Origin of the sequence: Streptomyces sp. NPDC052042 (genome assembly GCF_044548345.1) — a bacterium.
GTDB lineage: Bacteria > Actinomycetota > Actinomycetes > Streptomycetales > Streptomycetaceae > Streptomyces.
In genome coordinates this window covers 121965-147673 of record NZ_JBIUBU010000008.1, presented here as the reverse complement: position 1 = coordinate 147673, position 25709 = coordinate 121965, and the positions used below count along the sequence as shown (strand labels likewise).

The window sequence follows — 25709 nt, the reverse complement described above, 5'->3', positions numbered from 1 at the left end:
GGCCAGCATCGTCGCGGCATGATGCACCCCACCACCAGGCGGAGGCGTCGAACCAGGAGGCGCGGGCGGCCCCGGAGGACCGGGCGGGCTCGGCGGCTGCGGCGCACCGGAGGCACCGGCCCCACCGGGAACCCCTGGCGCACCGGGGGGACCGGGAGGGCTGGGCGGACCGGGAGGGCCGGGAGGCTGCGGAACACCGGGGCCACCCATGCTCGGGTCGGCCAGCATCGTCGCGGCATGATGCACCCCACCACCAGGCGGAGGCGTCGAACCAGGAGGCGCGGGCGGCCCCGGAGGACCGGGCGGGCTCGGCGGACCGGACAGGCTCTGCTCCGGAACGAGTTGCGTCGGCAGATACCCGCCCGCCGGGGCTCCGGGCGCACCCGGCCCCGAGGGCGGCGGCACCGGAGCGCCGGGCGCACCGGGCACACCGGGCGGCGGCGGGGTCGAAGGGCCGCCCCCACGCGTACCGCGCGGCGGGACGGTGGCCTTGCTGGTGGCCGCGTCAGCGATGTCACCGGCCCCCGGCGCGGGCGTGGGCACCCCCGGAACGGGCGTACCGGGCACGGGCGTACCGGACGCCGGAGTCCCCGGCGCGTCTGGAGCCGGAGCCTGCGCCCCGGGCACGGAACCGGCGGCACGCAGCGCGTCCATCCCCGGCACGATCGCCGTCGGCGGCAACTGGCTGCCACCGGACATCAGCGCGGTCGGCGCGTCGGCGGGCACGACCGGCGGCGGGGCACCCTCGTCATCGGCGCCCGAGAGCGGCGGCGCGAACACCGTGGCCGGAAGCGGGACCGAACCGTCGTCGGAACCCGCGTTGGTGTCGGTCCCGTCCCACGGGGTGGAACCGGCCGGCACATTCGGCGCCGACGCCGGAACGCCGTCGTTCGCGGTGGGCTCGTACTCGACCCGGCCACCGGCCGCGTCACCGGCCGCACCACCGGTCGGCGAAGGCACCCCCGCCGACTCCGGGTCCCCGCCCTGATCGATTCGCTCGCCCCGGCGGTCCCGATCGTCCTGAGCACCCAGACCGCCCCGGTCGCCCCGGTGATCCGGAATACCCAGCTTGTCGGCCGCCTCCTGGAGCCACTCCGGAGGACTCAGCAGGAACGACGTCTGATTCAGATCGACCCGCTGCGGCGGCTCCGGAGCGGTCGGCGCGGCGGCGACCGTCCCGTACTCCTCCTCGTACCGCCGGATGATCTCGCCCACCGGCAACCCCGGCCACAACGTGGCCTCACCGCTGTCCCTGGCAATCACCAGCCGCTGCCGGCCGCCGTCCGAGACCGGACCCTCGGCACGGTCCTCACCCCACACGACGAAACCCAGCTCGAACTCCCGCACCCGCACCTCACGATGCTGATACGCGGGCACATCGCCGTTGATCCATTCGTCGGCGCGCTCCTGCGCCTGCGCGAACGTCACCATCGCGCTCACCCCTCCACCGGGACGGCCCGCGCGAAGCCACCGTCCACCATCAGGTTCGCCACGGTCTCCAGTTCCGGCGGATTACCCGCCAGCCGCCCCAGGAACGCATCGAAGTCGTCACCACACGGCAGCAGCAGCCGGTCCACCCGCTCCTGAACGCTCCAGCCGTCCCGATCCCGCGCGTCGTCGTACGCGCAGAACCACACCGAACCGATACCGGAACCCTTCACCTTCACCGCGAGAAGACCGCCCTGGACGAAGGCGACACCCAGGAAATCCTTGGTCAGATGGTCCCGCAGACACTTGTTCACGTACACCAGATCGTTCACGGCGGCCTCCTCGCGCACCGTGAAGAACGGCTGATCGACCAAAAGCCCCAACTGCGCGTCGAGCGCCGCACCGACCGGCGCCGAGCCGCCCGCCGCCTTCAGGAACGAACGGTACGCACCCGGCAACCGGTAACCGAGGTCCTCCTCGACCCCCTGCACCTGCTGCTCGGTCACCGCCACGAACCCCTTCGGCAACCGGAAATGCGCCGGCCGGGTCTCCTGCAACGGCCGGGTACCCCGCTTGTCCTGGTCGGCCCGCGTCGCCGCGAGACCCGCGTGATGCCTCAGCAGGGCCTTGACCTCGACCGGGATCAGCTCCATGCGCCGACCGCCGGGAACGTGGTGCCACGTCCAACCGTGCGGCGTCGCGACCGCCGGGATCGTGTCCCACAACTCATGACCGCTCGCCGCCAGCGCCGCATTCGCCGAGACGTAGTCCGTCAACCGCAACTCGTCGACACCGAAACCCTGCGGAGGCTCCGCGACCTCCGCGGCAGCACGCGCGTACGGCGAGAAATCCGGACTGCCGTCCGCACCTATCCGCACGCCCCCGGGATGCCGCGCCGCACGGACCGGATCCGGGAAATGCACGAGCTGGCCGGCGTAGGCCGCGTTCGGTGGCGCGGCTTGCTGCCCGAGCCCACCTGTCGTCATGGCGTTGCCCCCTGCTGCGTCTGGCTGGTGAGGACCGGCCTCGCCCCATGGCGGACGGTCCTCGCACAGCCTATGCGGTGCCATGGGAACCGGCCCCGCCCGCACTCCCCTCCTCCCCATCCACCCTCCCCATCCGTCACGAACCGTCACAACCACGTGACGGACGAGCGACACCGCACCCCCCCGAAGGACGACACAAACCCCCGTAAGCCCGCCCCAGCTTCCCCACCAGCCCGGACATTTGGCAGGCTGTCACCACAACTCGGGGGCGTGCAGACCACGCGGCCACCGCCGCGGGCACGGGAGGGAACAGCACCATGCACACCGCACAAACAGTCACACCCAGCACCACACCCGGGGACCCACGCCTCAGCTGGAGCAACGCCCCCGCCCGCCACGCACCCCTGCTGCACCAGCGCCGCGACGGCATCCTCCCCGCGGTGGCCGCGGCCCTTTCCGTACGCGGCGAGACGCTCACCTGCACCGGAGGCAAGGGCGACCAGCCCCCCGTGCTCCACCCCCTCGTACAGGACTTCCTCGACACCCTCACCAGCGGCCAGCGCGAACGCTTCACCGGCCGCTGCCCCGAAGCCATGCTCCTGTCCCGGCACCTCACCGCCGCCGAATCCGCCCGCTCCAAGCGGGCCCGGCGCAAACCCCTGACCAACGGCGAGGCCCGCCGCGCCCTCAAGCACTCCCGCCTCACCGCCCGGCACATCCGCGAGGACGGCGACCCCCTGCACGGCGACTACGCGCCCCCGTGCCGCTCCTGCACGGCGATGCTCGCCCACTTCGGAGTACGTCCCGTCGACCTCTCGGCGGACGGGGCGGCGACCACCGCGGAGAAGGGCTGACCACGCGCCGATGCACGACCGAACCGACCGGCCCGGACACACACCCCCGGCCGACACCGACCACCACACCCCGGCCCGCTTCACCACCCCCGTCGACACCGCCCTGCGCGCCGCCGGCTGGCAGCCCGGCCGCTGGGACATCCGCCGGGCCGAGGAATGGGCCGACACCCTCCGCGCCCACCGGTCACCCGGCGGCCACCAGCACGCCGTCTTCCCCGCCGCCGTCGAGGCCTGGGCCGAATTCGGCGGACTCCACATCAAGGCCACCGCACCCGGCCGACAGATCGCACCGGCCTCCGTACGCATCGACCCGCTGAGCGGCCTCCACCTCGCCCGCACCCTCAACGACCTCGGCCGCGCCCTGGACACCGAGCTCAGCCCTCTGGGCGAAGAGGGCAACGGGCAGGCCGTCCTCGCGATCGACGCCGAGGGCCGCGTCTACAGCATCGACCACACCGGCGACTGGTACCTCGGCCCGGACATCGACCAGGCCCTCACCGCCCTCGTGACGGGCATTCAGCCGGAACGTCTCACCACGGGCTGAACACCCGCTCCGGCCCAATCGGCCCGGCCACCGCTCAGGCCGGCGCGGCACTCCGGTCCGGCAGCACCGCCGACACCCGGAAACCCCCCGCGTCCGTCGGCCCCGAGACGAACACACCCCCGAGCCCCAGCACCCGCTCCCGCATGCCAACGAGCCCGTTGCCCCCGCTCGGCAGCCCGGCATCCGCCGTGGCGGCGTCCGAAGGGCCGTTCTCCACCTGCATCGCGACCTCCGTGCCACGATGCGCCAACCGCACCCACGTCCTCGCGCCCGCCGCGTGCTTGTGCACGTTCGTCAGCGCCTCCTGCACCACCCGGTACGCCGTCTGCTCGACCTCCGGCGCGTACGAGCGGGCCTCACCGTCCACCGACAGCTCCACCGTCATACCCGCCGCCCTGGACTCCCCGACCAGCTTCTCCACCTCGGCCAGCCTCGGACCGTCCTCCACCGCCGCCGCCTCGGCCGCGGCGGCCGCCGCCCGGCCGACCGACGCGAGCGGCACCTGCGCCTCCGCGGACCGGGGCGCCACCGACTCCCCCGCCCGCAGCACCCCGAGCATCTCCCGCAGCTCCGTGAGCGCCTGCCGGCCCATGTCGCCGACCAACGCCGCGTTCCGCACCGCCTTCGGCGGATCCTTCAGCGCCACGGCCTGGAGCGCGGCGGCGTGCACCACCATCAGGCTCACCCGGTGGGCCACCACGTCGTGCATCTCACGGGCGATCCGGTGGCGCTCCTCCGTCCGCGCCCACTCGGCCCGCTCCTCGGCCCGATCGGCCAGCAACGAGAGCTCCCGCTCCAGCGAGTCCGCCCGCTCCCGCAGGCTCTCCATCAGCCGCCGCCGGGCCCCTATGTACAGGCCGAACAGCACGGGCGGGGCGGTGAGCCCCAGCGACATGAAGAGGGAGATCAGCGGGATGTACCCGTCGCCCGGCCCGAAGTCGGCCTGCTCGGCGACGCTCTGCCGCATCCGTACATACGTGACGATGAACGACCCGGTGAAGGACATCCCCGTCAGAACGGCGGTGATCCTGCGCGGCACCTCGGAGGCGGCCAGCGTGTAGAGGCCGACCAGCCCCATCAGAAAGCCCATGTCGGCGGGGGTCGTCGCGATCGCCACCAGCACCACGGCGATCGGCCAGCGCCGCCGCACCACCAGCACGGCCCCCGCGAACAGCCCGAACACCACACCGACCGGCAGCGGCAACGCGGCATCGCGGGCGAAGTGCACCCCTTCCCAGGCGCACTCCAGCGCCGACAGGAGCGCGAGCCCCACATCCAGTGCGACGCTCCGCCGCCGCCCCCACCACGCATAGCCACGGGCGGTCGCACCCGCGGCTTCCCGGTGTTCCCCCGTTGCGGTCATGCCGTCCAGCCTACGGGCGCACGCACCTCGTTTACGGGGGGCCTGCCCAGCACGCGTGTCCGTCGAACAAAGTCGGAACGGCCACCTTTCGCTTGAAATGGTGAATCGAGCGGGCTTTCGCACCGGACGTCCGCATTCCGGACGACGCTCGGCGCATGACGGAAATCACGGGCAGGTACGCCGATTTCGAAGGCTTGCGCGCCCAGGCGGTCGCCCTCCGCCGCCAGGGCCTCAGCCTGCGCCAGATCCGCGACCGCCTGCGCGTCGGCAACAACGACATCCTGAACCGTCTCGTCCGGGGCGAACCCGCCCCGGAGTGGACCAAGCGCCCCAACGCCAAGGACGATCTGCGCGAGAAAGCCCGAGAGCTGCGGCTCAAGGGCATGACGTACGACCAGATCCAGGTGGAGCTGGGCTGCTCGAAGAGCTCGATCTCGCTGTGGGTACGAGATCTGCCGAAGCCGGAGCGGAAGCGGACACGGGAGGAGTCCTCGGCCATCGCCAGGCGCGGCTGGGAAGCCACCCTCCAACGGCGCGAGGCGGAGCGACGACGGACCAAACAGGCGGCGGCAGAGGAAATCGGGGCGCTGAGTCCACGCGAACTCTTCCTGGTGGGCGTGGGGCTCTACTGGGCGGAAGACTCCAAAGCCAAACCGCACCGCCCACAGGAGCGGGTCACCTTCACAACAGCGACCCCCACATGATCGAGGTGTTCCTGGCCTGGCTCCGCCTGCTGGGCGTGCGGCCGGATCACCTCCGGTTCCATGTGCACATCCACGAGACGGCCGACGCCTCGGCGGCGGAGCGGTACTGGCGGGCCCTGACGGGCGCCGACACCTCGGCGTTCGGCAAGACGTCCCTCAAGAAGCACTCCCCCAGGACCAACCGGAAGAACACAAGTTCCACCTACCGGGGCTGCCTGGTCGTGCGCGTTCTGAAAAGCGCCGACCTGTACCGTCGCATTGAGGGCTGGTGGTACGGCATAGTAGGAGCGGCCTCAATGCCCGATCATGAAATTCGGGCATAACGGGCGAACCATCCCGGGTCGTCTAACGGCAGGACAAATGGTTTTGGTCCATTGAATGAGGGTTCGATTCCTTCCCCGGGAGCCGCAGGTGCGGGCCCCGACCTCCCTAGGTCGGGGCCCGCACCCATGTCCGCCCCCGTCCGCCCGCCACCCCTCCATCAGCCCCCCGGTATCCTGCGGGTGTCCACCACCCGAAGCCGAAGGGCATTTCCGTGAGCTCCGAACGCCCGGCAGCCGTCGTCGTCCTCGCAGCGGGTGAGGGCACCCGCATGAAGTCGAAGACCCCCAAGGTCCTGCACGAGATCGCCGGGCGATCGCTCGTCGGACACGTCGTCGCCGCCGCTCGCGAACTGGACCCGACCCACCTCGTCGTGGTCGTCGGCCACGAGAGCGAGCGGGTCACCGCACATCTGGCCGCCGTCGACGACCGGCTGCGCACCGCCCACCAGGCCGAGCAGCGGGGCACCGGCAACGCCGTGCGTGTCGGGCTCGACGAGCTGGGCGGGACCGCCGAGGGCACCGTGGTCGTCGTCTGCGGCGACACCCCGCTGCTGTCCGGCGAGACGCTCGCCGCGCTCTCCGCCACGCACACGACCGATGCCAACGCCGTCACCGTGCTGACCGCCGAGGTCCCGGACGCCACCGGCTACGGACGGATCGTCCGTGACCCGGCCACCGGCGCGGTCACCGAGATCGTCGAGCACAAGGACGCGAGCGACGCCCAGCGGGCGATCCGGGAGATCAACTCCGGGGTCTTCGCGTTCGACGGCCGGCTGCTCGCGGACGCGCTCGGCCAGGTCCGTACGGACAACAGCCAGGGCGAGGAGTACCTCACCGACGTGCTGTCCATCCTGCGCGAGGCCGGTCACCGGGTCGGCGCCTGCGTCGCGGGCGACCACCACGAGATCCTCGGCATCAACAACCGGGTGCAGCTGACCGAGGCCCGGCGGCTGCTGAACCAGCGGCTGCTGGAGCGGGCCATGACGGCGGGGGTGACCGTCGTCGACCCGGCGTCCACGCTGATCGACGTCACCGTCACGTACGAGCGGGACGCGGTCGTGCACCCGGGCACCCAGTTGCTGGGCACCACGCACCTCTCGGAGGACGCGGAGGTCGGGCCGAACTCCCGGCTCAAGGACACCCGCGTGGGTGTGGGCGCGCGCGTGGACAACACGGTCTCGGAAGGGGCGGAGATCGGCGAGGCCGCGACGGTGGGCCCGTACGCCTATCTGCGGCCGGGCACGAGGCTCGGGACGCGGTCCAAGGCCGGCACGTACGTGGAGATGAAGAACGCCGCGATCGGCGAGGGCACCAAGGTCCCGCATCTGAGCTATGTCGGTGACGCGACGATCGGTGATCACACCAACATCGGTGCGGCGAGCGTGTTCGTGAACTACGACGGTGTGGCCAAGCACCACACCACGATCGGGTCCCACTGCCGTACCGGTTCGGACAATATGTTTGTGGCGCCCGTCACGATCGGGGACGGGGTTTACACCGCCGCAGGCTCGGTGATCACCAAGGATGTACCGCCCGGTTCGCTGGCTGTCGCCCGTGGCCAGCAAAGGAATATCGAGGGCTGGGTGGCCCGCAAGCGTCCGGGGAGTGCCGCCGCGCAGGCGGCTCAGTCGGCCGCTGCGGGGCACGACGGCGAAAGCTGACCGGAAACAGGCACGCCGAGCACGGCGTACCGTGATAGGTGCTCACCCCATTTCGGCTGGCTCGTCGCACATTGGGAGACATGCGCGGCGCCAGAAACATGTCTGAGGAGACTGTGCTGTGACCGGGATCAAGACGACCGGCGAGAAGAAACTGATGCTCTTCTCCGGGCGCGCCCACCCCGAGCTGGCCGAGGAGGTCGCACACCAACTGGGCGTCGGTCTCGTGCCGACGAAGGCGTTCGATTTTGCCAATGGCGAGATCTATGTCCGCTTCCAGGAGTCGGCCCGTGGCGCCGACTGCTTCCTGATGCAGAGCCACACGGCCCCGATCAACAAGTGGATCATGGAGCAGTTGATCATGCTGGACGCGCTGAAGCGCGCGTCGGCCCGCTCCATCACGGTGATCGTGCCGTTCTACGGCTATGCCCGGCAGGACAAGAAGCACCGCGGTCGTGAGCCGATCTCGGCGCGTCTGGTGGCGGATCTGATGAAGGCGGCGGGTGCTGACCGGATCCTCACCGTGGATCTGCACACGGACCAGATCCAGGGCTTCTTCGACGGCCCGGTGGACCACCTGTTCGCGCTGCCCATCCTCGCCGACTACGTCGGGGCGAAGGTGGACCGCTCGAAGCTGACCGTGGTCTCGCCGGACGCGGGCCGGGTGCGGGTCGCGGACCGCTGGTGCGACCGGCTGGACGCGCCGCTGGCCATCGTGCACAAGCGCCGTGACAAGGACGTCGCCAATCAGGTGACGGTCCACGAGGTGGTCGGCAACGTCAAGGGCCGGGTCTGCGTCCTGGTGGACGACATGATCGACACGGGCGGCACGATCTGCGCCGCCGCCGATGCCCTGTTCGCGCACGGCGCCGAGGACGTAATAGTGACCGCGACGCATGGTGTGCTGTCGGGTCCGGCCGCGGACCGGCTGAAGAACTCCAAAGTCAGCGAGTTCGTCTTCACGGACACGCTGCCGACGCCTGGCGAGCAGGAGCTGGACAAGATCACGGTGCTGTCGATCGCACCGACGATCGCACGCGCGGTGCGCGAGGTGTTCGAGGACGGTTCGGTCACCAGCCTCTTCGAGGAGCAGTAGGCACGGCCCGGGCCGTGCCTTCGCGTCGGCGTCGCCCGGCCTGAGGTCGGGTCGTGCGGCGTCCGGCGTGCGCGATCGCAGGGCGGAGGATGGTCCTCGTACCGGGCGTACGGGGACTCCTCCGACGGCGTGGCGGGGGTGCGTGCCGGACGCCTCACGGCAGGCGGCGGTGCGGGGGCGCGGCCGGGGGGCCGTGGTCATCGGGCTCCGGACGGGGCGGGGAGCGGTGACGGCGGTACGGTTTGAAAGATCCACTTTGGGGTGCGGCCTCCGCGCCGGGTAGACTCAGCGAGTTGCTCGGCGAGGGAGGCCGTACTCATGTGTACGGCGGTCCGTTATCGACGCGCTCTTCGTAGCAGGTCTGTCGTGGGCCGGGTGACTGTCCGTTTTTCGTCACCTCACGAGGAGTGCAGTCATGGCTGAGGTCAACCTCACCGCCCAGACCCGTAACGAGTTCGGCAAGGGTGCCGCGCGTCGCACCCGCCGCGAGGGCCTTGTTCCCGGCGTCGTCTACGGTCACGGTGCCGAGCCGGTCCACGTCTCGCTGCCGGGTCACGCGCTGATGATGGCGCTCAAGACGCCCAACGTCCTGATCGGTCTGGACATCGCGGGCAAGAGCCACCTGGTCATCCCGAAGGCTGTGCAGCGCGACCCGCTGAAGGGCTTCCTGGAGCACGTCGACCTGCTGGCGGTCAAGCACGGCGAGAAGGTCGACGTCGAGGTCGTCGTCCACGTCGAGGGTGACCTGGCTCCGGGCAGCAACCTGCTGGAGTACGTGATGAACACCCTGCGTATCCAGGCCGAGGCCACGAACATCCCCGAGTCCGTCACGGTCTCGATCGCGGGTATGGACGCCGGTGCGTCCGTGTTCGCCAAGGACATCCCGCTGCCCGAGGGTTCCTCGCTGGTGGACGACCCGGAGGCGATCGTGCTTCAGGTCGTCGCCGCGAAGGTCGAGGAGGCCGCCACGGCCGAAGAGGGCGCCGAGGCCTGAGCCTCGTCCGCGACGCTTCACTGACGGGGCGGCGGTTCCCGTGTCCGGGACCCGCCGCCCCGTTTTTCCGTTGATTCCCTGTCGATCGGGGTGACCGGGGCTTCCGGGGCCCGGAGCCCGTACGTATGCGAGGAGACCGAGCGCAGATGTCCGACGCCACCACCGCCCCTTGGCTCATCGTGGGCCTGGGCAATCCCGGCCCCGAGTACGCGGCGAACCGGCACAACGTGGGGTTCATGGTCGTCGATCTGCTCGCCGAGCGGATCGGCGGCAAGTTCAAGCGGGCGCAGAAGGCGCAGGCTCAGGTGGTCGAGGGCCGGATGGGTCCGCCCGGGCCGTCGAGTCGGCGGGTGGTGCTGGCGAAGCCGATGTCGTACATGAATCTGTCCGGTGGTCCGGTCTCGGCGCTGTGCGACTTCTACAAGGTGCCGGTGGAGCGTGTGGTGGCGGTCCATGACGAGCTGGACATCGATTACGGGGTGCTGCGGCTGAAGCTGGGTGGCGGTGACAACGGGCACAACGGACTGAAGTCGATGACGAAGTCGCTGGGTGCGGGGTATCACCGGGTGCGGTTCGGGATCGGCCGGCCGCCGGGGCGGATGCAGGTCGCGGATTTCGTGCTGAAGGACTTCTCGTCGGCGGAGCGCAAGGAACTGGCGTATTTCGTGGACCGGGCGGCGGACTCGGTGGAGTGTCTGCTGGCGGAGGGGCTGGAGCGGGCACAGGGCGCGTACAACTCCTGAGGTCCGGGGCCTGGGGTCCTGGCGGCATGGCGGAGTGGCGGAGGCCCGGTGTCGTGGGGGGCGAGGTCGCGGTGGTGGTGCGGCCGGGGTGAGCGAGGCGGCGGGTGGGTGGTGTCGGTCGTCCGCCGCGGTGCGTAATTGCCGACATTCCCATCGGTAAGCCGTTTTCTTCACGTGTGAGTTGACCGGGCATGCCGCTCTGTCCAAGGATCGCTGCCCATGAAGCGGAGCTCCTCCCACCGCGTCCTGGTCCACGCTCGTATCGCTGCCATGGGCTGTGTCGTTCTGTTGCTGCTTGTCGCGGGGGTGCGGTCCTCGTGGGATTCGGCGCACCACATCGTGCTGGGCAAGGGCCGTGAGCACGGGACGATGACGGTGACGGGTTGTGGTGCGGATGTTTGCACGGGGCCGTTCACGCCGTCGGGGCAGGCGGTCGCGCGTTCGCGGGTGACGGTCGAGAAGTCGGTCGGTGCGCGGCGTGGTGATCGTTTTCCGGTGGTGGTGCGGCCGGGTACGGATGATGTGGTGCGTGCGGGGGTGGCGGGTTTCCTGCTGGCGTGGGTGCCGTTGGGGGGTGCGCTGGTGCTGGCCGCGTTGGTGATCGGCGGGGGCATGCGGCTGCCGCGGGTGGCGTGGGGGGCGGGGATTGCGGGGGCGGTTCTGCTGGTGGCGGTGTTCTTCGCGCTGTAGTGCCGTGCCGCGATGTCGGCGGCGTGGCGCGTGGTCGCGTTGCCGTGGCGGAACCGCCCCCGTGGGCGGGGTGCCGGTCAGCCGGTGTTGCGGAGGCCCGCGGCGACTCCGTTGACGGTGAGGAGGAGGGCGCGGGCGAGCAGCGGGTCGGGTTCCTCGCCACGTGCGGCGGCTTGGCGCTGGCGGGCCAGGAGGGAGACCTGGAGGTAGGAGATGGGGTCGAGGTAGGCGTCGCGGATGGCGAAGGTCTGCTGGAGGACGGGGCTGGTGCCGAGGAGTTCGGTGGCTCCGGTGACCTTGAGGACTTCCTGGACGGTGAGGGCGTGTTCGGCCTCGATGGTGCCGAAGACGTGCTTGAGCTCGTCGGGGACGAGGGTGTCGACGTAATGCCGGGCGATGCGCAGGTCGGTCTTGGCGAGGGTCATCTCGACGTTGGAGATGAAGTTGCGGAAGAAGTGCCAGTTCTCATGCATCTCGTCGAGGACGGTGTCGAGCCCGGCTTCGCGGAGGGCCTTGAGGCCGGAGCCGACGCCGTACCAGCCGGGGACGATCTGGCGGGACTGGGTCCAGCCGAAGACCCAGGGGATGGCGCGGAGTCCGTCGAGTCCGGCGCCGGAGTCGGGGCGCCTGGAGGGTCGTGAGCCGAGGTGGAGTTCGGCGAGCTGGTCGACGGGGGTGGAGGCGAAGAAGTAGGCGGGCAGGTCGGGGTCTTCGACGAGCTTGCGGTAGGCGGTGTGGGCGGCTTCGGAGACGGTGTCCATGGCCGCGTCCCAGCGGGCGAGGGCCTCGTCGGACTGGCGGGGTGCGGTGTGCAGGGCCGATGCCTGGAGGGTGGCGGCGACGGTGAGTTCGAGGTTCTCGCGGGCGAGGGCCGGGATGAGGTACTTGTCGGAGATGACCTCGCCCTGTTCGGTGACCTTGATCTCGCCTTCGAGGGTGCCCCAGGGCTGGGCGAGGATGGCGTCGTGGGAGGGGCCGCCGCCGCGGCCGACGGTGCCGCCGCGGCCGTGGAAGAGGCGGAGCCGTACGCCGTAGCGGTGGGCGACGTCGCGCAGGCGGCGCTGGGCGCGGTGGATCTCCCACTGGGAGGTGGTGATGCCGCCGAACTTGGAGGAGTCGGAGTAGCCGAGCATGACCTCCTGGACGTCGCCGCGGAGGGAGACGAGGCGGCGGTAGGAGGGGTCGGCGAGCATGTCGTCGAGGATGACGTCGGCGGCGCGGAGTTCGTCGGTGGTTTCCAGGAGCGGGACGATGCCGATCTTGGCCCAGCCGGCGTGGAGGTCGATGAGGCCGGCCTCGCGGGCGAGGACGGCGGCGGCGAAGACGTCGTCGGCGCCCTGGCACATGGAGATGATGTAGGACTCGATGACTTCGGGGCCGAAGCGTTCGAAGGCTTCCTTGACGGTGTGGAAGACGCCGAGGGTCTTCTGTCCGGCCGCGTCGAGGGGTGCGGGGGTGGGGGCGAGGGGGCGGCGGGAGCGGAGTTCCTTGGCGAGGAGCTTCTGCCGGTAGTCGCGGGGCATGTCGGCGTAGCGCCAGGATTCCTCGCCGAGCCGGTCGAAGAGCTGGCCGAGGGCGTGGTGGTGGGCGTCGGCGTGTTCGCGGACGTCCATGGTGGCGAGCTGGAGGCCGAAGGCGGCGAGGGTGCGGATGGTGCGGTCCATGCGGCCGTCGGCGAAGAGGCCGCCGCGGTGTTCGCGCAGGGAGCTCTGGATGAGTTCGAGGTCGGTGAGGAGGTCTGCGGTGCCGAGGTAGTCGCAGCCGGGGCGGTGGGGGGTGTCGGCGGCGAGGCGCTCGCGGGTGTTGACGAGCTTCTGGCGGATGCAGGTGGCCTTGAGGCGGTAGGGCTCCTCGGCGTTCAGGCGCTTGTAGCGGGGGCTGATCTCGGGGAGGCGTTCGAGGTCGGCCTGGAGGGAGGCGAGGAGTTCGTCGGTGGCGCCGGTGTAGCGGATGGAGTTGGAGAGCTGGGCGCGCAGGTGGTCGACGAGTTCGAGGGCGTCGGTGATGCCGTGTTCGTGCTGGAGGATCAGCACTTCGCGGGTGACCTCGGGGGTGACGTTGGGGTTGCCGTCGCGGTCGCCGCCGATCCAGGTGCCGAAGGTGAGCGGGCGGGTGCCGGCGGGGAGTTCGACGCCGGCGCGTTCGAGTTCGGCGGCGAGGTCCTCCAGGACGTCGCCGACGGCGCCCGTGTGGAGTTCGTCGAGGTAGTAGATGGCGTTGCGGGCCTCGTCGGCGGGCTCGGGGCGGACGACACGGAGTTCGTCGGTCTGCCAGATGAGGTCGATGTTCTCGGCGAGGCGGAGGTCCTGGCGGCGCCGGTCGGTGTCGATGACGGGCGTTTCGAGGAGTTCGGCGATGCGGCGGAGCTTGTTGAGGACGGAGCGGCGGGCGGCTTCGGTGGGGTGGGCGGTGAAGACGGGCCGGACGTTGAGGTTCTTGACGGTTTCGCGCAGGTGCTGCGGGTCGGCGTCCTTGAGGCGGTCGGCGGTGCGGGCGAGGGCTCCGCCTTCGGCGGCGCGCCGGTCGCGCATTTCGCGGGCGCGGTGGACCTGTTCGGTGACGTTGGCGAGGTGGAAGTACGTGGAGAAGGCGCGGACGAGGCGCGCGGCGGTCTCCAGGTCGGTGTCGCCGAGGAGTTCGGCGGCGGCCTCGCCGTCGGTGCGGGTCAGGGCGCGGACTCGTTCGACGAGGTCGAGGAGCTCTGAGCCTTCCTGGCGTACGAGGGTCTCGCCGAGCAGGTCGCCGAGGCGGCGGATGTCGGCGCGCAGCTCGGGGCTGGCGGCGTGGGTCTGGTCGGCACTGCTCACAGTGTGCGGCTCCTTGCAGTGGATGAGGAGGTGCGTCGCGTTGCGGCTCCCGCACAAGGGTGGTGGCGGGAGTCGCGCGGGCACGGGGTCTCCGGGGCCGCGGCCGGCAGCGGTGCTGTGGCCACCCCGGGAAGCAGAGTGCGGACCGCGCTGTCCGACTCCACCAGGATAGGTGTCCGCACCGTCGGTGTGGCTGGCGGCCCGTTCGGGTTTTCCCCGTCCGGCCGGTTCGTCGTGCTCTCGTGCGGCGGGTCTCCGCGCTGCCATACTTACGTCACCGTAGGTTACGGAACCGTAGCCAGGGCTGTCCGTCGTACTCCTCATCCCCAGGGGATTCCCCATGAACACCAGTCCCGCTGTGATCGACGACGCGGATCCGTCGTCGGCAGATGGCCAGGTCCTTCCGTCCGCCACGCTGGGCGGGGACAGTAAACGTTCAATCGAGCAGATCGCTCTGCTGCTGTTCATCGTGGTGCCGTTCCTGGCGCTGGTGACGGCGGTGCCGTGGGCGTGGGGCCGGGGGGTGAGCTGGCTGGATCTGGGGCTGCTGGTGGGGATGTACTTCATCGGCTGCCATGGCATCACGGTCGGTTTTCACCGCCATTTCACGCATGGTTCGTTCAAGGCGCGGCGTCCGTTGCGGATCGCGTTGGCGGTGGCGGGTTCGCTGGCGGTGGAGGGTCCGCTGGTGCGGTGGGTGGCGGATCACCGCAAGCATCACCGTTTCTCGGACGCGGAGGGCGATCCCCATTCGCCGTGGCGGTACGGCGAGACGCTGCCGGCCCTGTTGAAGGGGCTGTGGTGGGCGCATGTCGGCTGGATGTTCGACGCGGAGCAGACGCCGCAGCAGAAGTACGCGCCGGATCTGATCAAGGACCCGGCGATTCGCCGGATCTCCCGGCATTTCGCGACGTTCACGGTGGTGTCGCTGGCGGTGCCGCCGCTGGTGGGCGGTCTGGTGACGATGTCGTGGTGGGGCGCGGCGACCGCGTTCTTCTGGGGCTCGCTCGTGCGGGTGGCCCTGCTGCACCATGTCACCTGGTCGATCAACTCGATCTGTCACGCGGTCGGCAAGCGCCCGTTCAAGTCCCGTGACCGGTCGGGGAACGTGTGGTGGCTGGCGGTGCTGTCGTGCGGCGAGTCGTGGCACAACCTGCATCACGCGGATCCGACGAGCGCGCGGCACGGGGTGGAGCGGGGGCAGGTGGATTCGAGTGCCCGGCTGATCCGCTGCTTCGAGAAGCTGGGGTGGGCGTACGACGTGCGCTGGCCGGATCGGGCCAGGATCGCGTCGCGGCGTGTCGACTCCGGGCGTATCGGCTCCCGCCGCGATCCCGTGCGCGGCGACGCGGCATGATTGACGATGTGGCGACCGACCCCAGCACCAGCAGCGAGAAGAACCGTCCTTCCTCCGGCCGGCGGGCCCGCCGGGTCAGGATGACCGGAAAGGAACGGCGCGAGCAACTGTTGGACATCGGTCGCACGCTGTTCGCCGACAAGGGTTTCGAGGGCACGTCCGTGGAGGAGATCGCGGCGCGTGCGGGTGTCTCGAAGCCGGTGGTGTACGAGCACTTCGGCGGCAAGGAGGGGCTGTACGCGGTGGTCGTGGACCGGGAGATGCGCCGGCTCCTCGACATGGTGACGGGTGCGCTGACGGCCGGGCACCCGCGTGAGCTGCTGGAGCAGGCGGCGTTCGCGCTGCTGGACTACATCGAGACGTACACGGACGGTTTCCGCATCCTGGTCCGGGATTCCCCGGTCGCGCAGTCGACGGGTACGTTCGCGTCCCTGATCAGTGACATCGCCACTCAGGTGGAGGACATCCTGGGCCTGGAGTTCAAGGCCCGCGGCTTCGATCCGAAGCTGGCTCCGCTGTATGCGCAGGCGCTGGTCGGCATGGTGGCCCTGACCGGCCAGTGGTGGGTGAACGCCCGCAAGCCGAAGAAGGCGGAGGTCGCGGCCCATCTGGTGAATCTGGCCTGGCACGGTCTGGAGAACCTGGAGTCGAAGCCTCGGCTGATAGGACACCGCAAGAGCTGACACCGGGCGTGGTCGCCGGGTGCGCCGCGGGCCGAGGGGGATCCCTCACGACCCGCCGGGGACGGGTGTCCCGTTCCCGACGGCGGCTGGCCGGACTCGTGGTCGAGGGCGTTGATGACCGTCGGGGCGGCGGTCACCGCTTCTCCGTGGGGCTTTCGTCAGCGGCATGCGCGCGGGTTTCGTCGTGTGTGTCCGCGCGGGGCTTCTCGCGGACCTCTTGGTGGGCCACGGCGAAGATCCGGCGGAACGGAAGAACCGTGCCGTGCGGGCCCGCCGGGTAGGCGGTGCGCAGCAGGTCGCGGTAGGCGGTGAGGAACGCCTCCTGGGCCTCGGGGTCGTCGGCGAGGGCGGTGAGGACGGGGCGCAGTCCGGTGCCCTTCACCCAGTCGAGCACGGGGTCCTCGCCGGGCAGCAGGTGCAGGTAGGTGGTCTCCCAGACGTCGGCCGTGATGCCGGGGAGGGTCAGGGCGTCGAGGTAGGCGGCCGGGGTGAGCACCGCGTCGGTGTGGCGCAACACGCCGCCGAGGCGGTCGCGCCAGCGCGGGGAGCCGGCGAGTTCCCGCATGAGGACATGGGTGGGCTGGTCGAAATTGCCGGGGACCTGGAAGGCGAACGTTCCGCCGGGGGTGAGGGCGTCCAGCCAGGCGGGGAAGCGTGCGGCGTGGCCGGGGACCCACTGGAGCAGGGCGTTGGAGACGATCAGGTCGTGGGGCTCGGTGGGGGTCCAGGTCGCGGCGTCGGCCTCGGCGAAGTCGAGGAGAGGGCCGGCGTGGATCCGGGCCCGTTCCAGCATCTGCGGGGAGTCGTCGTAGCCGGTGATGCGCGCCGTCGGCCAGCGGTCGGCGAGGAGGGCGGTGACGTTCCCGGCGCCGCAGCCGAGGTCGGCGATGCGGGGCACGGGGGTGGTCGGGTGGCCGGGGATGCGGGCGAGGAGGTCGTGGAAGGGGCGGGTGCGGTGGTCCGCGTGGCGCAGGTACTGCCGCGGATCCCAGATGGGTGAGGTCATGGGCTCAGCATGCGGCGGGGCTTACCTTGGCGTCAAGATACTTGAGGTCAAGAGACTTCACGTCGACAGATCCTCTACACTGGGGACATGGAGGACGAGGTCGACCGACTGGTCGCTGCATGGCGCCGCGAGCGCCCCGACCTCGACGTGGAACCGCTTGAGGTGCTGAGCCGCGTCTCCCGTCTGGCCCGCCACCTGGACCGGGCCCGCCGCATCGCGTTCTCCGAGCACGGCCTGGAGCCGTGGGAGTTCGACGTGCTGACGTCGCTGCGCCGCGCCGGCGCCCCCTATCAACTCTCCCCCGGCCAGTTGCTCACCCAGACACTGGTCACCTCGGGCACGATGACCAACCGTATCGACCGGCTGGCCAAGAAGAACCTCGTGGAGCGGCTGCCGGACCCGAACGACCGCCGGGGCGTGCTGGTCCGGCTCACCGCCGAGGGCCGCGACAAGGCCGATCAGTCCCTGGCCGGGCTGCTCGCCCAGGAACGCGCGATCCTGAGCAGGCTCTCCATCCGCGAGCGCGGCGAACTGGCCGGCCTGCTACGCCAGTTGACCGCGCCGTTCGACAACATTCCCGGATAGGGCGGGGTCGCCCGGTTCCAGGTCGACCGGCCCGATGCCCGCCCGCCGGGCCAGGGCGACCGCGGCCAGGGTGGAGTGCACGCCCAGCTTCCCCAGGACGTTCTGCATATGGGTGCGCACCGTGTGCGGGGAGAGAAAGAGGCGCTCCGCGACCGCCTTGCGCCCCAGTCCCGCCACCATGCAGCGCAACACTTCGCGCTCGCGCGGGGTCAGCGACTCGACGAGCCGTTCGCTCTCGGTGCGGTGCCTGCGGGCGGCGGTCAGTTCCCGCAGGACGCCGGTCAGCAGGGCGGGGGGCAGATGCGTCTCGTCGCGCAGCACGCCCCGTACGACCGTGAGCAGCCGCTGCAGCGAGCAGTCCTTGGCCACCCAGCCGAACGCCCCGGCCTGGAGGGCCAGGGCGGCCCGGTGCGGGTCGTCCTTCTCCGCGAGCACCACCGTGCGCACGGAGGCCCGGGTGGAGTGAACGCCCGCGACCAGTGAGATCCCGTCCACCGGGGCGCTCTCCCCGGTGCGCGGCGCCGGTATGGCCATGGCCGCGCGGTGGTCTCCCGCCGCGGAGCGGGCACCCAACTCGGCGTCGATCAGCATCACGTCGTAGCCGCGCCCCTCCGCCGCCGCCCGTTCCAGGCACCGCAGCGCGGCGGGGCCGCTGCCCGCCGCCGACACCTCCACGTCGGGCTCGGCCGCCAGCGCCGCCGCCAGTGATTCGGCGAAAATACGGTGGTCGTCCACCACGAGAACCCGGATACGGGCCACAGGCACCCCCATGCTGCCACTGCTGCCGGGCCACCCCCGGCCCGCTGAAGGGACGCAACGGCGCGGGTACGGCCGCCCGGACCGGGGAAATGGACCGCAGTCCCACGGCCGCCGCCGTGTGTCGACTGCCACCCGCCCCGGGCGCCGTACCCGACTGTCTCGTACCCCTGAATCAGCACCGGCCCCCACCGGTGCTGTGCATCAGGGTACGGGCGGGCGACCGGCGCGGAGGGAGTTTCCCGGAACTGACCGGCACCGGTCGGTCGGTGGCCGATGCCGGTCGGTCCGTGGGCGCGACCGGTCCGTCGCGGGCGGTCTGCGGGCGCCATCGGTTCTTCGGCGGGCGGGGTGCGCCGTCCACGTCCGCGGCCGGTTCGTCCGCGGACGCGTGCGCGGCCCATCCGCGGACGCGTGCGCGGACCGGCTCAGGCGAGGCGGCGGGCGCCCGCCGAAGGCACCGCCGGGAAGATCCCCGGCTCCATGTATCCCGCCGCGGCGAACGCCGCCGTCACCGCCCCGGCGACCGTGTCCGCCGAGGCCTCGTCCACCAGGACGATCGCCGAGCCGCCGAAGCCGCCGCCGGTCATCCGCGCGCCGAGCGCCCCCGCCTTGACCGCGGCCGACACCACCAGGTCCAGCTCCGGGCAGGAGACCCGCAGGTCGTCGCGGAGCGAGGCGTGTCCCGCGTCGAGGACCGGGCCCGCCGCGCCCACGTCTCCCGCGTCGAGCAGCGCGATGACCTGCTCCACCCGGTGGTTCTCGTTCACCACATGGCGTACGCAGCGCACCACCGACTCGTCCGCACCGCCCCTGGCCAGGGCCTCCAGGGCCGCCCCGAGCCCCTCGTACGGGAGCTCGCGCAGCGTGCGCAGGCCGAGCGCGGCGGCCCCCGCCTCGCAGGCCGCCCGCCGCTCGGCGTACGCGCCGTCGCCCAGCGCATGCTTGACCCGTGTGTCGACGACCAGCAGCCGCAGCCCGTGCGCGGCCAGGTCGAAGGGGACCTGGCGCTGGGTGAGGTCGCGGGTGTCGAGGTACAGGGCGTGGCCGTCGGTGCAGCAGGCGGAGGCCATCTGGTCCATGATTCCGCACGGCACGCCGACGAAGTCGTTCTCGGCGCGCTGTCCGAGAAGCGCCAGCTCGGCCGCGGACAGCCCGAGCCCGAAGAGGTCGTTCAGGGCGAAGGCGGTGACGACCTCCAGGGCGGCGGAGGAGGAGAGCCCGGCGCCGGTGGGCACGGTGGAGGTGAGGTGGATGTCCGCCCCGGTGACCGGGTGGCCGGCCTCGCGCAGCGCCCAGACGACCCCGGCCGGGTAGGCGGCCCAGTCGTGCCCCTGGTGCGGGGCCAGTTCGTCGACCCGGAGGCTCACCACGCCGCCCGGTATGTCGGCCGAGTGGAGCCGCAGCTCGCCGTCGGTGCGGCGGGCCACCGCGGCGCGTGCGGTGTGCGGCAGGGCGAGCGGCATCACGAAGCCGTCGTTGAAGTCGGTGTACTCGCCGATCAGGTTGACCCGGCCGGGCGCCGCCCAGACCCCCTCGGGGGTGCGGCCGTACAGCCGGGTGAAGGCGTCGGCCGGGTCGGCCGCGTTCTCCGCGGACGCGGCCGGGGCTGGGGCCGGGGCGGCCACGTTCTCCGAAGAATCGGCGGGGGCGGTGCGGGTGGTGGCCGGTTCGCTGTGCGCGGTCATGGGGTGACGGGTTCCTCTCGGCGGGCGAACGTCCAGGCGTCGGCGATGATCCCGGCCAGGTCGGCGCGCGACGGCGTCCAGCCGAGCCGCTCCCTGGCGGTGGCGGCGGAGGCGACCAGTACGGCGGGGTCGCCGGGGCGGCGCGGGGCCGCGGTCTCGGGGACGGGGTGACCGGTGACCTCGCGGACGGTCTCGATGACCTCGCGCACCGAGAAACCGTTGCCGTTGCCGAGGTTGCAGATCAGGTGCGCGCCCGGGGCGGCCGCGTCCAGGGCCAGCAGGTGGGCCTCGGCGAGGTCGGCGACATGGATGTAGTCGCGGACGCAGGTGCCGTCGTGGGTGGGGTAGTCGTCGCCGTACACGGCGATGGACTCCCGCTGCCCGAGGGCGACTTGGAGAACGAGCGGGATCAGGTGCGTCTCGGGGCTGTGCCGCTCGCCGCAACCGCCGTACGCCCCGGCCACGTTGAAGTAGCGCAGGGAGACCGCCGCCAGTCCGTGCGCGGCCGCCTCCCCGGTGATCATGTGGTCGACGGCCAGCTTGGTGGCGCCGTAGGGGTTGGTGGGTGCGGTCGCGTCGGACTCGGTGATGGGGGTGGTGGCCGGTTCGCCGTAGGTCGCGGCGGTGGAGGAGAAGACCAGGGTCCGCACCCCGGCGTCCCGCATCGCGGCGAGCAGCGCGACGGAACCGCCGACGTTGTTCACCCAGTACTTCTCCGGGTTGGTGACGGACTCGCCGACCTGCGAGAACGCGGCGAAGTGCAGCACCCCGTCGTAGGAGGGATCCAGCCATTTCGCGGCGTCCTGGATCCGGCCCTCGATGAACTCGGCCCCCGCCGGGACGCCCTCCCGGAACCCGGTCGACAGGTCGTCGAGGACGGTGACCGCGTGACCGGCCTCCAGCAGATGCCGGGCGACCACGCTTCCGACGTATCCCGCACCACCCGTGACCAGGTACTTCTTCCGGGGCTTGCTCACTCGCTCGCTACCTCTCGCAGTCGCATGGCCGCGGTCTCCGGCGGCACGTCGTTGATGAACACGTTCATGCCGGATTCGGAACCCGCGAGGAACTTCAGCTTGCCCGTGGTACGTCGGATGGTGAAAAGCTCCAGGTGGAGCGCGAAGTCCTCCCGGCCGGCCGCCTCGAACGGGGCCTGATGCCAGGCCGAGATGTACGGGGTCGGCGGCTCGCCGGGGCCGAAGATCCGGTCGAACCTCCGCAGGAGTTCCAGGTAGATCCCCGGGAACTCGGCGCGCGCGGCGTCATCCAGCTCCCGCAGGTCGAGGGCGCGGCGGCGCGGGTAGAGGTGCACCTCGTACGGCCAGTGGGCCGCGTACGGCACGAAGGCGATCCAGTGCTCGCCGGAGACGACGATCCGCGAGCCCTCGGCCTCCTCCCGGGCCACCACGTCCTCGAAGAGGTTGCGACCGGTCGTGGCGCGGTGGGCGGCCGTCGAGCGGAGCATCAGTTCGGTGCGGGGCGTGACGAACGGATACCCGTAGATCTGCCCGTGCGGATGGCCGAGCGTGACGCCGATCTCGGCGCCCCGGTTCTCGAAGCAGAACACCTGCCTGACCTGTTCCAGCCGGGCGAGCTCGGCGGTGCGGTCGGTCCATGCCGCCAGCACCAGGGCGGCCTGCTCCTCGGTGAGGTCGGCGAACGAGGCGTCGTGGTCGGAGGTGAAGCAGACGACCTCGCAGCGGCCGGACTCACCGGCGAGCGAGGGGAAGCGGTTCTCGAAGACGGCGACCTCGTAGTCCGGCTCGGGAATCTCGCTGCGCCGGTCGCCCCGCGAGGGGCAGAGCGGGCATGCGTCGGCCGGCGGGTGGTAGATGCGGCCCTGCCGGTGCGAGGCGATGGCGACGCTGTCGCCGAGGAGCGGGTCCCGGCGGATCTCGGACGAGGTCGACACGGGGTCAAGGGGCCGCCGGTCGACGGCGTCGCGCACGATGTCGTCGCGGCTGTCGTAGTAGAGCAGTTCCCGGCCGTCTGCGAGCGTCGTGACCGTCTTCTTCACCAGACTCCTCCAAACATAAACAAACACAATGAACCACAAACCAACATGCCCGTCAATGGCGGTACGGCCGGAGGCGGCGCGGTGAAGGGCGGCGGTACGACGACGGCGAGACGCCCGCACGGTACGGCGGACGGGAGGTGACTCGGCGGTCCGGCGACCGGGCGGGCACGACCGCTCGGCACCCGGGCCGCTCCCGGGCGGGGGCCGCCAGGCGGACACGGGTGAGGACCGGTGGACGAAGAACGTCGAGTGAAGCCTGGCGTCGAGCGAAGACCGGCGGTGAAGGCCGGCGGGCAGGCGCGGGCTCAGAAACCCCGCGGGCGCAGGCCGTCGAACGGGTGCGGTCGCGGGCGCGGGATCAGTCGGCGTCGGGCCGTTCCGGCCTCGGGATCGTCTGCCCCGCCCGGTCCAGCAGTCCCGTGCGGGCCGCGAGCGCCGCGGCCTCCAGCCGGGAGCCGACGCCCAGCTTCATCAGCACCCGCTGCACATGCGTGCGCGCGGTGCTGGACGCGATGCGCATCCCCTCCGCGATCAGCCGGGTGTCCTCGCCCTCGGCGACCCGCACCAGCACCTCGGCCTCGCGCGGAGTGAGCATCCGGAGCAGCCGCTGCCCCTCGTCGTCCGGTGCGGCGGCCGGATCGAGCAGCTCGGCGAAGGCGCTCTGCAACAGTTGCGGTGCCACCGCGGCCTCTCCGGCGCGCGCCTTGGTCATCGCGCGTTCGACGCCTTCCATGCGCTCGTCGTGGCGTACATATCCGGCCGCGCCCGCCGCGAACGCCGCCGCGATCCCGCGCGGGCTGGGCACGGGGCCGAGTACCACCACGGCCACCTGCGGGCGCTCCCGGCGAATCTGCACGACGGGGTCGAAGACACCGGGTTCGGCGGGTGCCGCGGTGCCGAACAGGCAGACCTCCGGCACCCGGTTGATCACCGGCTCCGCCGCCTCCGTGGTCGGCGCGACCGCCGCGAGGACCCGGTGACCCCGTAGTTTCAACGCCGAGGCGAGCGCCTCGGCGAGCAGTCGGTGATCGTCGATCACCATGAGCCGCACACCCATCGAGCACACCCCCGCAACACTGGCGCCAGACCCCCCGGCCCACCATGACCCGGCAAGCTACACGCTCGTCCCGGACCGCTGATGCCTTATCGGCCAAAGCGCGTGGATGATCGATTTCGCCGCCGCGGCGCCTAGTTGACACCTCGTCATATGTGGCGGGCGCTGCTACAATCGCCCGCCGCCCGGACCGGAACGAAAACGGGGGTGGTGCCCGGCGAACGGGCACCGCCCCCGCGATCCGCGCCCGGGGTCACTCCCTGCTGAAGGCGACGAACAGGCGTCGGTCCGTGTCCAGGGAGCCGTAGCGCTTGTTCGCGAGAGTGCTGGACAGGTACAGGTGCCCGTCGTTGTAGAGGATCTCGGAGTAGTCCGGCGTGAAGCTGCTCTCCACGTCGCGGACGGCCTTGTCGGCCGGGTTCTCCATCAGCACCGTCTGCTTGAACGTTCCGCCGTCGATGGAGACGATCTGGCCGCCCTTGTCGTACGGGGGGATCTTGTACGCGATGATGTTGCCGCCGTCCATGCGGAGCGGGAACATCGTGTACCGCTCGCCCGCGTCGGCCCGGTCGCTGGTCGGCTTGCCCGTGGTGAGGTCGAACGAGACGATCTCGTTGGTGTTCCCGTACTCGCCGGTGCCCTCGTGGTCCTCGGTCGGCACGTAGATGCGGTTGTTGCCGACGGCCAGCTTCTTGCAGCTCTCGACCTCGGTGGAGCGGCAGCGCGCGGCGTACTTGTCGGCATCGGCCGCGATCCTGGTGAGCAGCTTGCCGGTGGAGGCGTCGATGGAGAAGAAGTCCGAGATGCCGCTGCCGTCCCCGGCGGTGTCGCCGACGTCGGCCGCGACGACGAGCGGCTTGGTGGAGACGATGCTCGCGTAGTCGACGCCGGGCGGCATCTTGTACGAGGAGATGGGGGCGCCCGTGGTGGGGTTCAGCGCCTGGATGACGAGCTGCGGGTCGTCGTACCCACCGCATCTGCGGACCACCGCGAGTCCCTCGCCGCCGCCGTAGCCGCGGTCGAGGCAGCCGTCGGCGCCGGCCTTCGGCTTCCAGCGCTCGGCCCCCGTGTTCAGGTCGAACGCGGCGCCGCCCTCCAGGCCGCCCGCGGCGACCGTGGTGCCGCTGACCGTGACCTCCTGGAACCTGACCGGGGCGTCACCACTGGTGGCGGCGGTCACCGACTTGCTCCACATGAGCTTGCCGGTCTTCAGGTCGAGCGCGCCTATCTGGTTGCACGGCGGGTACTTCTTCTCCTTGGTCGGCTTGCCCTCCTGGAAGAGGATGGCCGTCTTGTAGTCCTCGGACATGTGCCGGGAGGCGGCACAGAGCTGGCCCGCCAGCGGGATGGACCACAGCTTGGTGCCCTTGGCCGCGTCGTAGCCGACGACCTCGTTCAGGCCGGTCTTCACATACGCCTTGTCGGTCAGCCAGGAGCCGTCGAGGGTGGTGACGTCGGTGACCTTCGGCGTCGCCATCTCGAAGGCGATCTTGGACTTGGGGTCCGACGGCGCCTGTTCCTTGCCGCCGCCTCCGAGCGTGCCGCCCGTACCGCCGTCCTTGCCGCCGGAAGCCTCGCTGGACTCGGACGCCTGCTTCTTCTTGTCGTCGTCACCGCCGCTGGAGCCGTACCAGATACCGGCGCCGACGATCAGCACCACCGCGACCGACGCGGCGACGATGATCTGCATCCGGGTGTTGAACTTCTTGCCACCGCCCCCGTTGCCGTTCGGCTGCGGCGGCTGCTGCATGGGGGTGGTCGGGAAGCCGTAGCCCTGCTGCGGCGGCTGACCGGGCGGCAGCCCCTGCGGGTAGCCGTAGCCGGGCTGGGGCGCACCGCTCTGCGGGTAGCCGTACCCCGGCTGGGTGGGCGGGTAGCCGTAGCCGGGCCCCGGCTGCTGCGGGTTCTGCGGCGCGCCGAAGCCACCCTGCGGCGGGGCCCCGTATCCACCCTGCGGCGGGGCCTGCGGAGCCCCGTACCCGCCCACGGGCGGAACGGCATCGGCGGGCGGCGGTGTCGGAGCACCGAAACCACCCTGCGGCGGGTTCTGCGGCGTACCGAAACCACCCTGCGGGGCCTGCGGGGCCCCGAACCCACCCCGCGGCGGGGCCTGGGGAGCGCCGGCCCCGCCCACGGGCGGAACGGCATCGGCGGGCGGCGGTGTCGGAGCACCGAAACCACCCTGCGGCGGGTTCTGGGGAGCGCCGGTTTCGCCCTGGGGCGGTTCGTTCGGTGGCTGGGGCGGCTGCGTCATGACGTACGTACCTCGGGGGAAGGGAGTCGTTGGTCGGGGACCGACGGGCGCGGATGCTCCGGTCGCCGCGTCGGCCGGTCGTGGTCGGCGAGGGCTTCCGGAGCGTTGGAGGTCCGCCC

At 71.3% G+C, this 25709-nt stretch carries 20 protein-coding genes, 1 tRNA gene and 2 pseudogenes; 12 read left to right on the top strand and 11 right to left on the bottom strand.

Features of this window, described 5'->3' with window-relative positions; all coding sequences use genetic code 11:
* Both ACIHCL_RS16220 and ACIHCL_RS16215 read right to left on the bottom strand, forming a co-directional pair.
* A pseudogene (locus tag ACIHCL_RS16220) lies at positions 1 to 1431 on the bottom strand (hypothetical protein); the annotation flags it as partial.
* Between the two features lie 5 nt (positions 1432 to 1436).
* The gene (locus ACIHCL_RS16215) at positions 1437 to 2414 is read right to left on the bottom strand and encodes an SMI1/KNR4 family protein (RefSeq protein ID WP_399862307.1); all 978 of its coding nucleotides are present in this window, start codon (positions 2412 to 2414) and stop codon (positions 1437 to 1439) included.
* Positions 2415 to 2731: 317 nt separating this feature from the next.
* On the opposite strand from ACIHCL_RS16215, the gene ACIHCL_RS16210 reads away from it, so the two are divergent.
* Together ACIHCL_RS16210 and ACIHCL_RS16205 are read left to right on the top strand one after the other, a co-directional pair.
* On the top strand, positions 2732 to 3268 hold the full coding sequence (locus ACIHCL_RS16210; protein WP_399862092.1) for a YwqJ-related putative deaminase: 537 nt from the start codon (positions 2732 to 2734) through the stop codon (positions 3266 to 3268).
* A gap of 10 nt (positions 3269 to 3278) precedes the next feature.
* Positions 3279 to 3812: an SUKH-3 domain-containing protein gene (locus tag ACIHCL_RS16205; RefSeq protein WP_399862090.1), complete on the top strand. Its 534-nt coding sequence runs from the start codon at positions 3279 to 3281 to the stop codon at positions 3810 to 3812.
* Positions 3813 to 3846: 34 nt separating this feature from the next.
* On the opposite strand, the gene ACIHCL_RS16200 is transcribed toward ACIHCL_RS16205, so the two are convergent.
* Positions 3847 to 5175 carry a histidine kinase gene (locus tag ACIHCL_RS16200; protein WP_399862088.1) on the bottom strand — a complete coding sequence of 443 codons (1329 nt, stop codon included), beginning with the start codon at positions 5173 to 5175 and terminating at the stop codon, positions 3847 to 3849.
* Between the two features lie 155 nt (positions 5176 to 5330).
* Between ACIHCL_RS16200 and ACIHCL_RS16195 the strand changes: the two are divergent.
* The 7 genes and pseudogenes from ACIHCL_RS16195 (at position 5331) to ACIHCL_RS16165 (ending at position 11383) form a co-directional block, all read left to right on the top strand.
* Positions 5331 to 6202 (top strand): annotated as a pseudogene (locus tag ACIHCL_RS16195) (hypothetical protein).
* Positions 6203 to 6213: 11 nt separating this feature from the next.
* Positions 6214 to 6284: transfer RNA gene (locus tag ACIHCL_RS16190), tRNA-Gln, on the top strand.
* Positions 6285 to 6414: 130 nt separating this feature from the next.
* Entirely contained in the window at positions 6415 to 7863 is a 1449-nt protein-coding gene (gene glmU / locus ACIHCL_RS16185; protein WP_399862086.1) for a bifunctional UDP-N-acetylglucosamine diphosphorylase/glucosamine-1-phosphate N-acetyltransferase GlmU, read from the top strand.
* Between the two features lie 118 nt (positions 7864 to 7981).
* Positions 7982 to 8956, top strand: coding sequence for a ribose-phosphate diphosphokinase (locus ACIHCL_RS16180; RefSeq protein ID WP_399862083.1), 975 nt, complete (start codon positions 7982 to 7984; stop codon positions 8954 to 8956).
* Positions 8957 to 9371: 415 nt separating this feature from the next.
* The gene (locus tag ACIHCL_RS16175; RefSeq protein WP_399862081.1) at positions 9372 to 9950 is read left to right on the top strand and encodes a 50S ribosomal protein L25/general stress protein Ctc; all 579 of its coding nucleotides are present in this window, start codon (positions 9372 to 9374) and stop codon (positions 9948 to 9950) included.
* A 146-nt stretch (positions 9951 to 10096) separates the two neighbouring features.
* Positions 10097 to 10693 carry an aminoacyl-tRNA hydrolase gene (pth, locus tag ACIHCL_RS16170; protein ID WP_399862079.1) on the top strand — a complete coding sequence of 199 codons (597 nt, stop codon included), beginning with the start codon at positions 10097 to 10099 and terminating at the stop codon, positions 10691 to 10693.
* A 219-nt stretch (positions 10694 to 10912) separates the two neighbouring features.
* Complete coding sequence (locus ACIHCL_RS16165; protein WP_399862077.1) at positions 10913 to 11383, top strand: hypothetical protein; 471 nt, start codon at positions 10913 to 10915, stop codon at positions 11381 to 11383.
* 77 nt (positions 11384 to 11460) lie between these two features.
* Here the strand turns inward: ACIHCL_RS16165 and ppc are convergent, their stop codons facing one another.
* On the bottom strand, positions 11461 to 14190 hold the full coding sequence (ppc, locus tag ACIHCL_RS16160; RefSeq protein WP_399862076.1) for a phosphoenolpyruvate carboxylase: 2730 nt from the start codon (positions 14188 to 14190) through the stop codon (positions 11461 to 11463).
* Between the two features lie 340 nt (positions 14191 to 14530).
* Between ppc and ACIHCL_RS16155 the strand changes: the two genes are divergently transcribed.
* Positions 14531 to 15547: an acyl-CoA desaturase gene (locus ACIHCL_RS16155; RefSeq protein ID WP_399862074.1), complete on the top strand. Its 1017-nt coding sequence runs from the start codon at positions 14531 to 14533 to the stop codon at positions 15545 to 15547.
* The gene (locus ACIHCL_RS16150) at positions 15544 to 16230 is read left to right on the top strand and encodes a TetR family transcriptional regulator (protein WP_399862072.1); all 687 of its coding nucleotides are present in this window, start codon (positions 15544 to 15546) and stop codon (positions 16228 to 16230) included. The genes ACIHCL_RS16155 and ACIHCL_RS16150 overlap by 4 nt, the downstream gene beginning before the upstream one ends.
* A 133-nt stretch (positions 16231 to 16363) precedes the next feature.
* Here the strand turns inward: ACIHCL_RS16150 and ACIHCL_RS16145 are convergent, their stop codons facing one another.
* Entirely contained in the window at positions 16364 to 17236 is an 873-nt protein-coding gene (locus tag ACIHCL_RS16145; protein ID WP_399862070.1) for a trans-aconitate 2-methyltransferase, read from the bottom strand.
* 87 nt (positions 17237 to 17323) lie between these two features.
* Between ACIHCL_RS16145 and ACIHCL_RS16140 the strand changes: the two genes are divergently transcribed.
* The gene (locus tag ACIHCL_RS16140; protein ID WP_399862068.1) at positions 17324 to 17821 is read left to right on the top strand and encodes a MarR family winged helix-turn-helix transcriptional regulator; all 498 of its coding nucleotides are present in this window, start codon (positions 17324 to 17326) and stop codon (positions 17819 to 17821) included.
* Here ACIHCL_RS16140 and ACIHCL_RS16135 read toward each other — a convergent pair.
* From ACIHCL_RS16135 to ACIHCL_RS16110, 6 genes are all read right to left on the bottom strand, one after another.
* Complete coding sequence (locus ACIHCL_RS16135) at positions 17780 to 18592, bottom strand: LuxR C-terminal-related transcriptional regulator (protein ID WP_399862066.1); 813 nt, start codon at positions 18590 to 18592, stop codon at positions 17780 to 17782. The two genes, ACIHCL_RS16140 and ACIHCL_RS16135, sit on opposite strands and share 42 nt — an antisense overlap.
* A gap of 413 nt (positions 18593 to 19005) precedes the next feature.
* The gene (galK, locus tag ACIHCL_RS16130; RefSeq protein WP_399862064.1) at positions 19006 to 20265 is read right to left on the bottom strand and encodes a galactokinase; all 1260 of its coding nucleotides are present in this window, start codon (positions 20263 to 20265) and stop codon (positions 19006 to 19008) included.
* Positions 20262 to 21242, bottom strand: a complete 981-nt coding sequence (gene galE / locus ACIHCL_RS16125) for a UDP-glucose 4-epimerase GalE (RefSeq protein ID WP_399862062.1) — start codon at positions 21240 to 21242, stop codon at positions 20262 to 20264. The genes galK and galE overlap by 4 nt, the downstream gene beginning before the upstream one ends.
* The gene (gene galT, locus ACIHCL_RS16120) at positions 21239 to 22282 is read right to left on the bottom strand and encodes a galactose-1-phosphate uridylyltransferase (protein WP_399862061.1); all 1044 of its coding nucleotides are present in this window, start codon (positions 22280 to 22282) and stop codon (positions 21239 to 21241) included. Before galT ends, galE begins: the two co-directional genes overlap by 4 nt.
* Positions 22283 to 22640: 358 nt before the next feature.
* Positions 22641 to 23339: a response regulator transcription factor gene (locus tag ACIHCL_RS16115; protein WP_399862059.1), complete on the bottom strand. Its 699-nt coding sequence runs from the start codon at positions 23337 to 23339 to the stop codon at positions 22641 to 22643.
* Between the two features lie 250 nt (positions 23340 to 23589).
* On the bottom strand, positions 23590 to 25590 hold the full coding sequence (locus tag ACIHCL_RS16110; RefSeq protein WP_399862057.1) for a PQQ-binding-like beta-propeller repeat protein: 2001 nt from the start codon (positions 25588 to 25590) through the stop codon (positions 23590 to 23592).
* Positions 25591 to 25709: the final 119 nt, after the last annotated feature.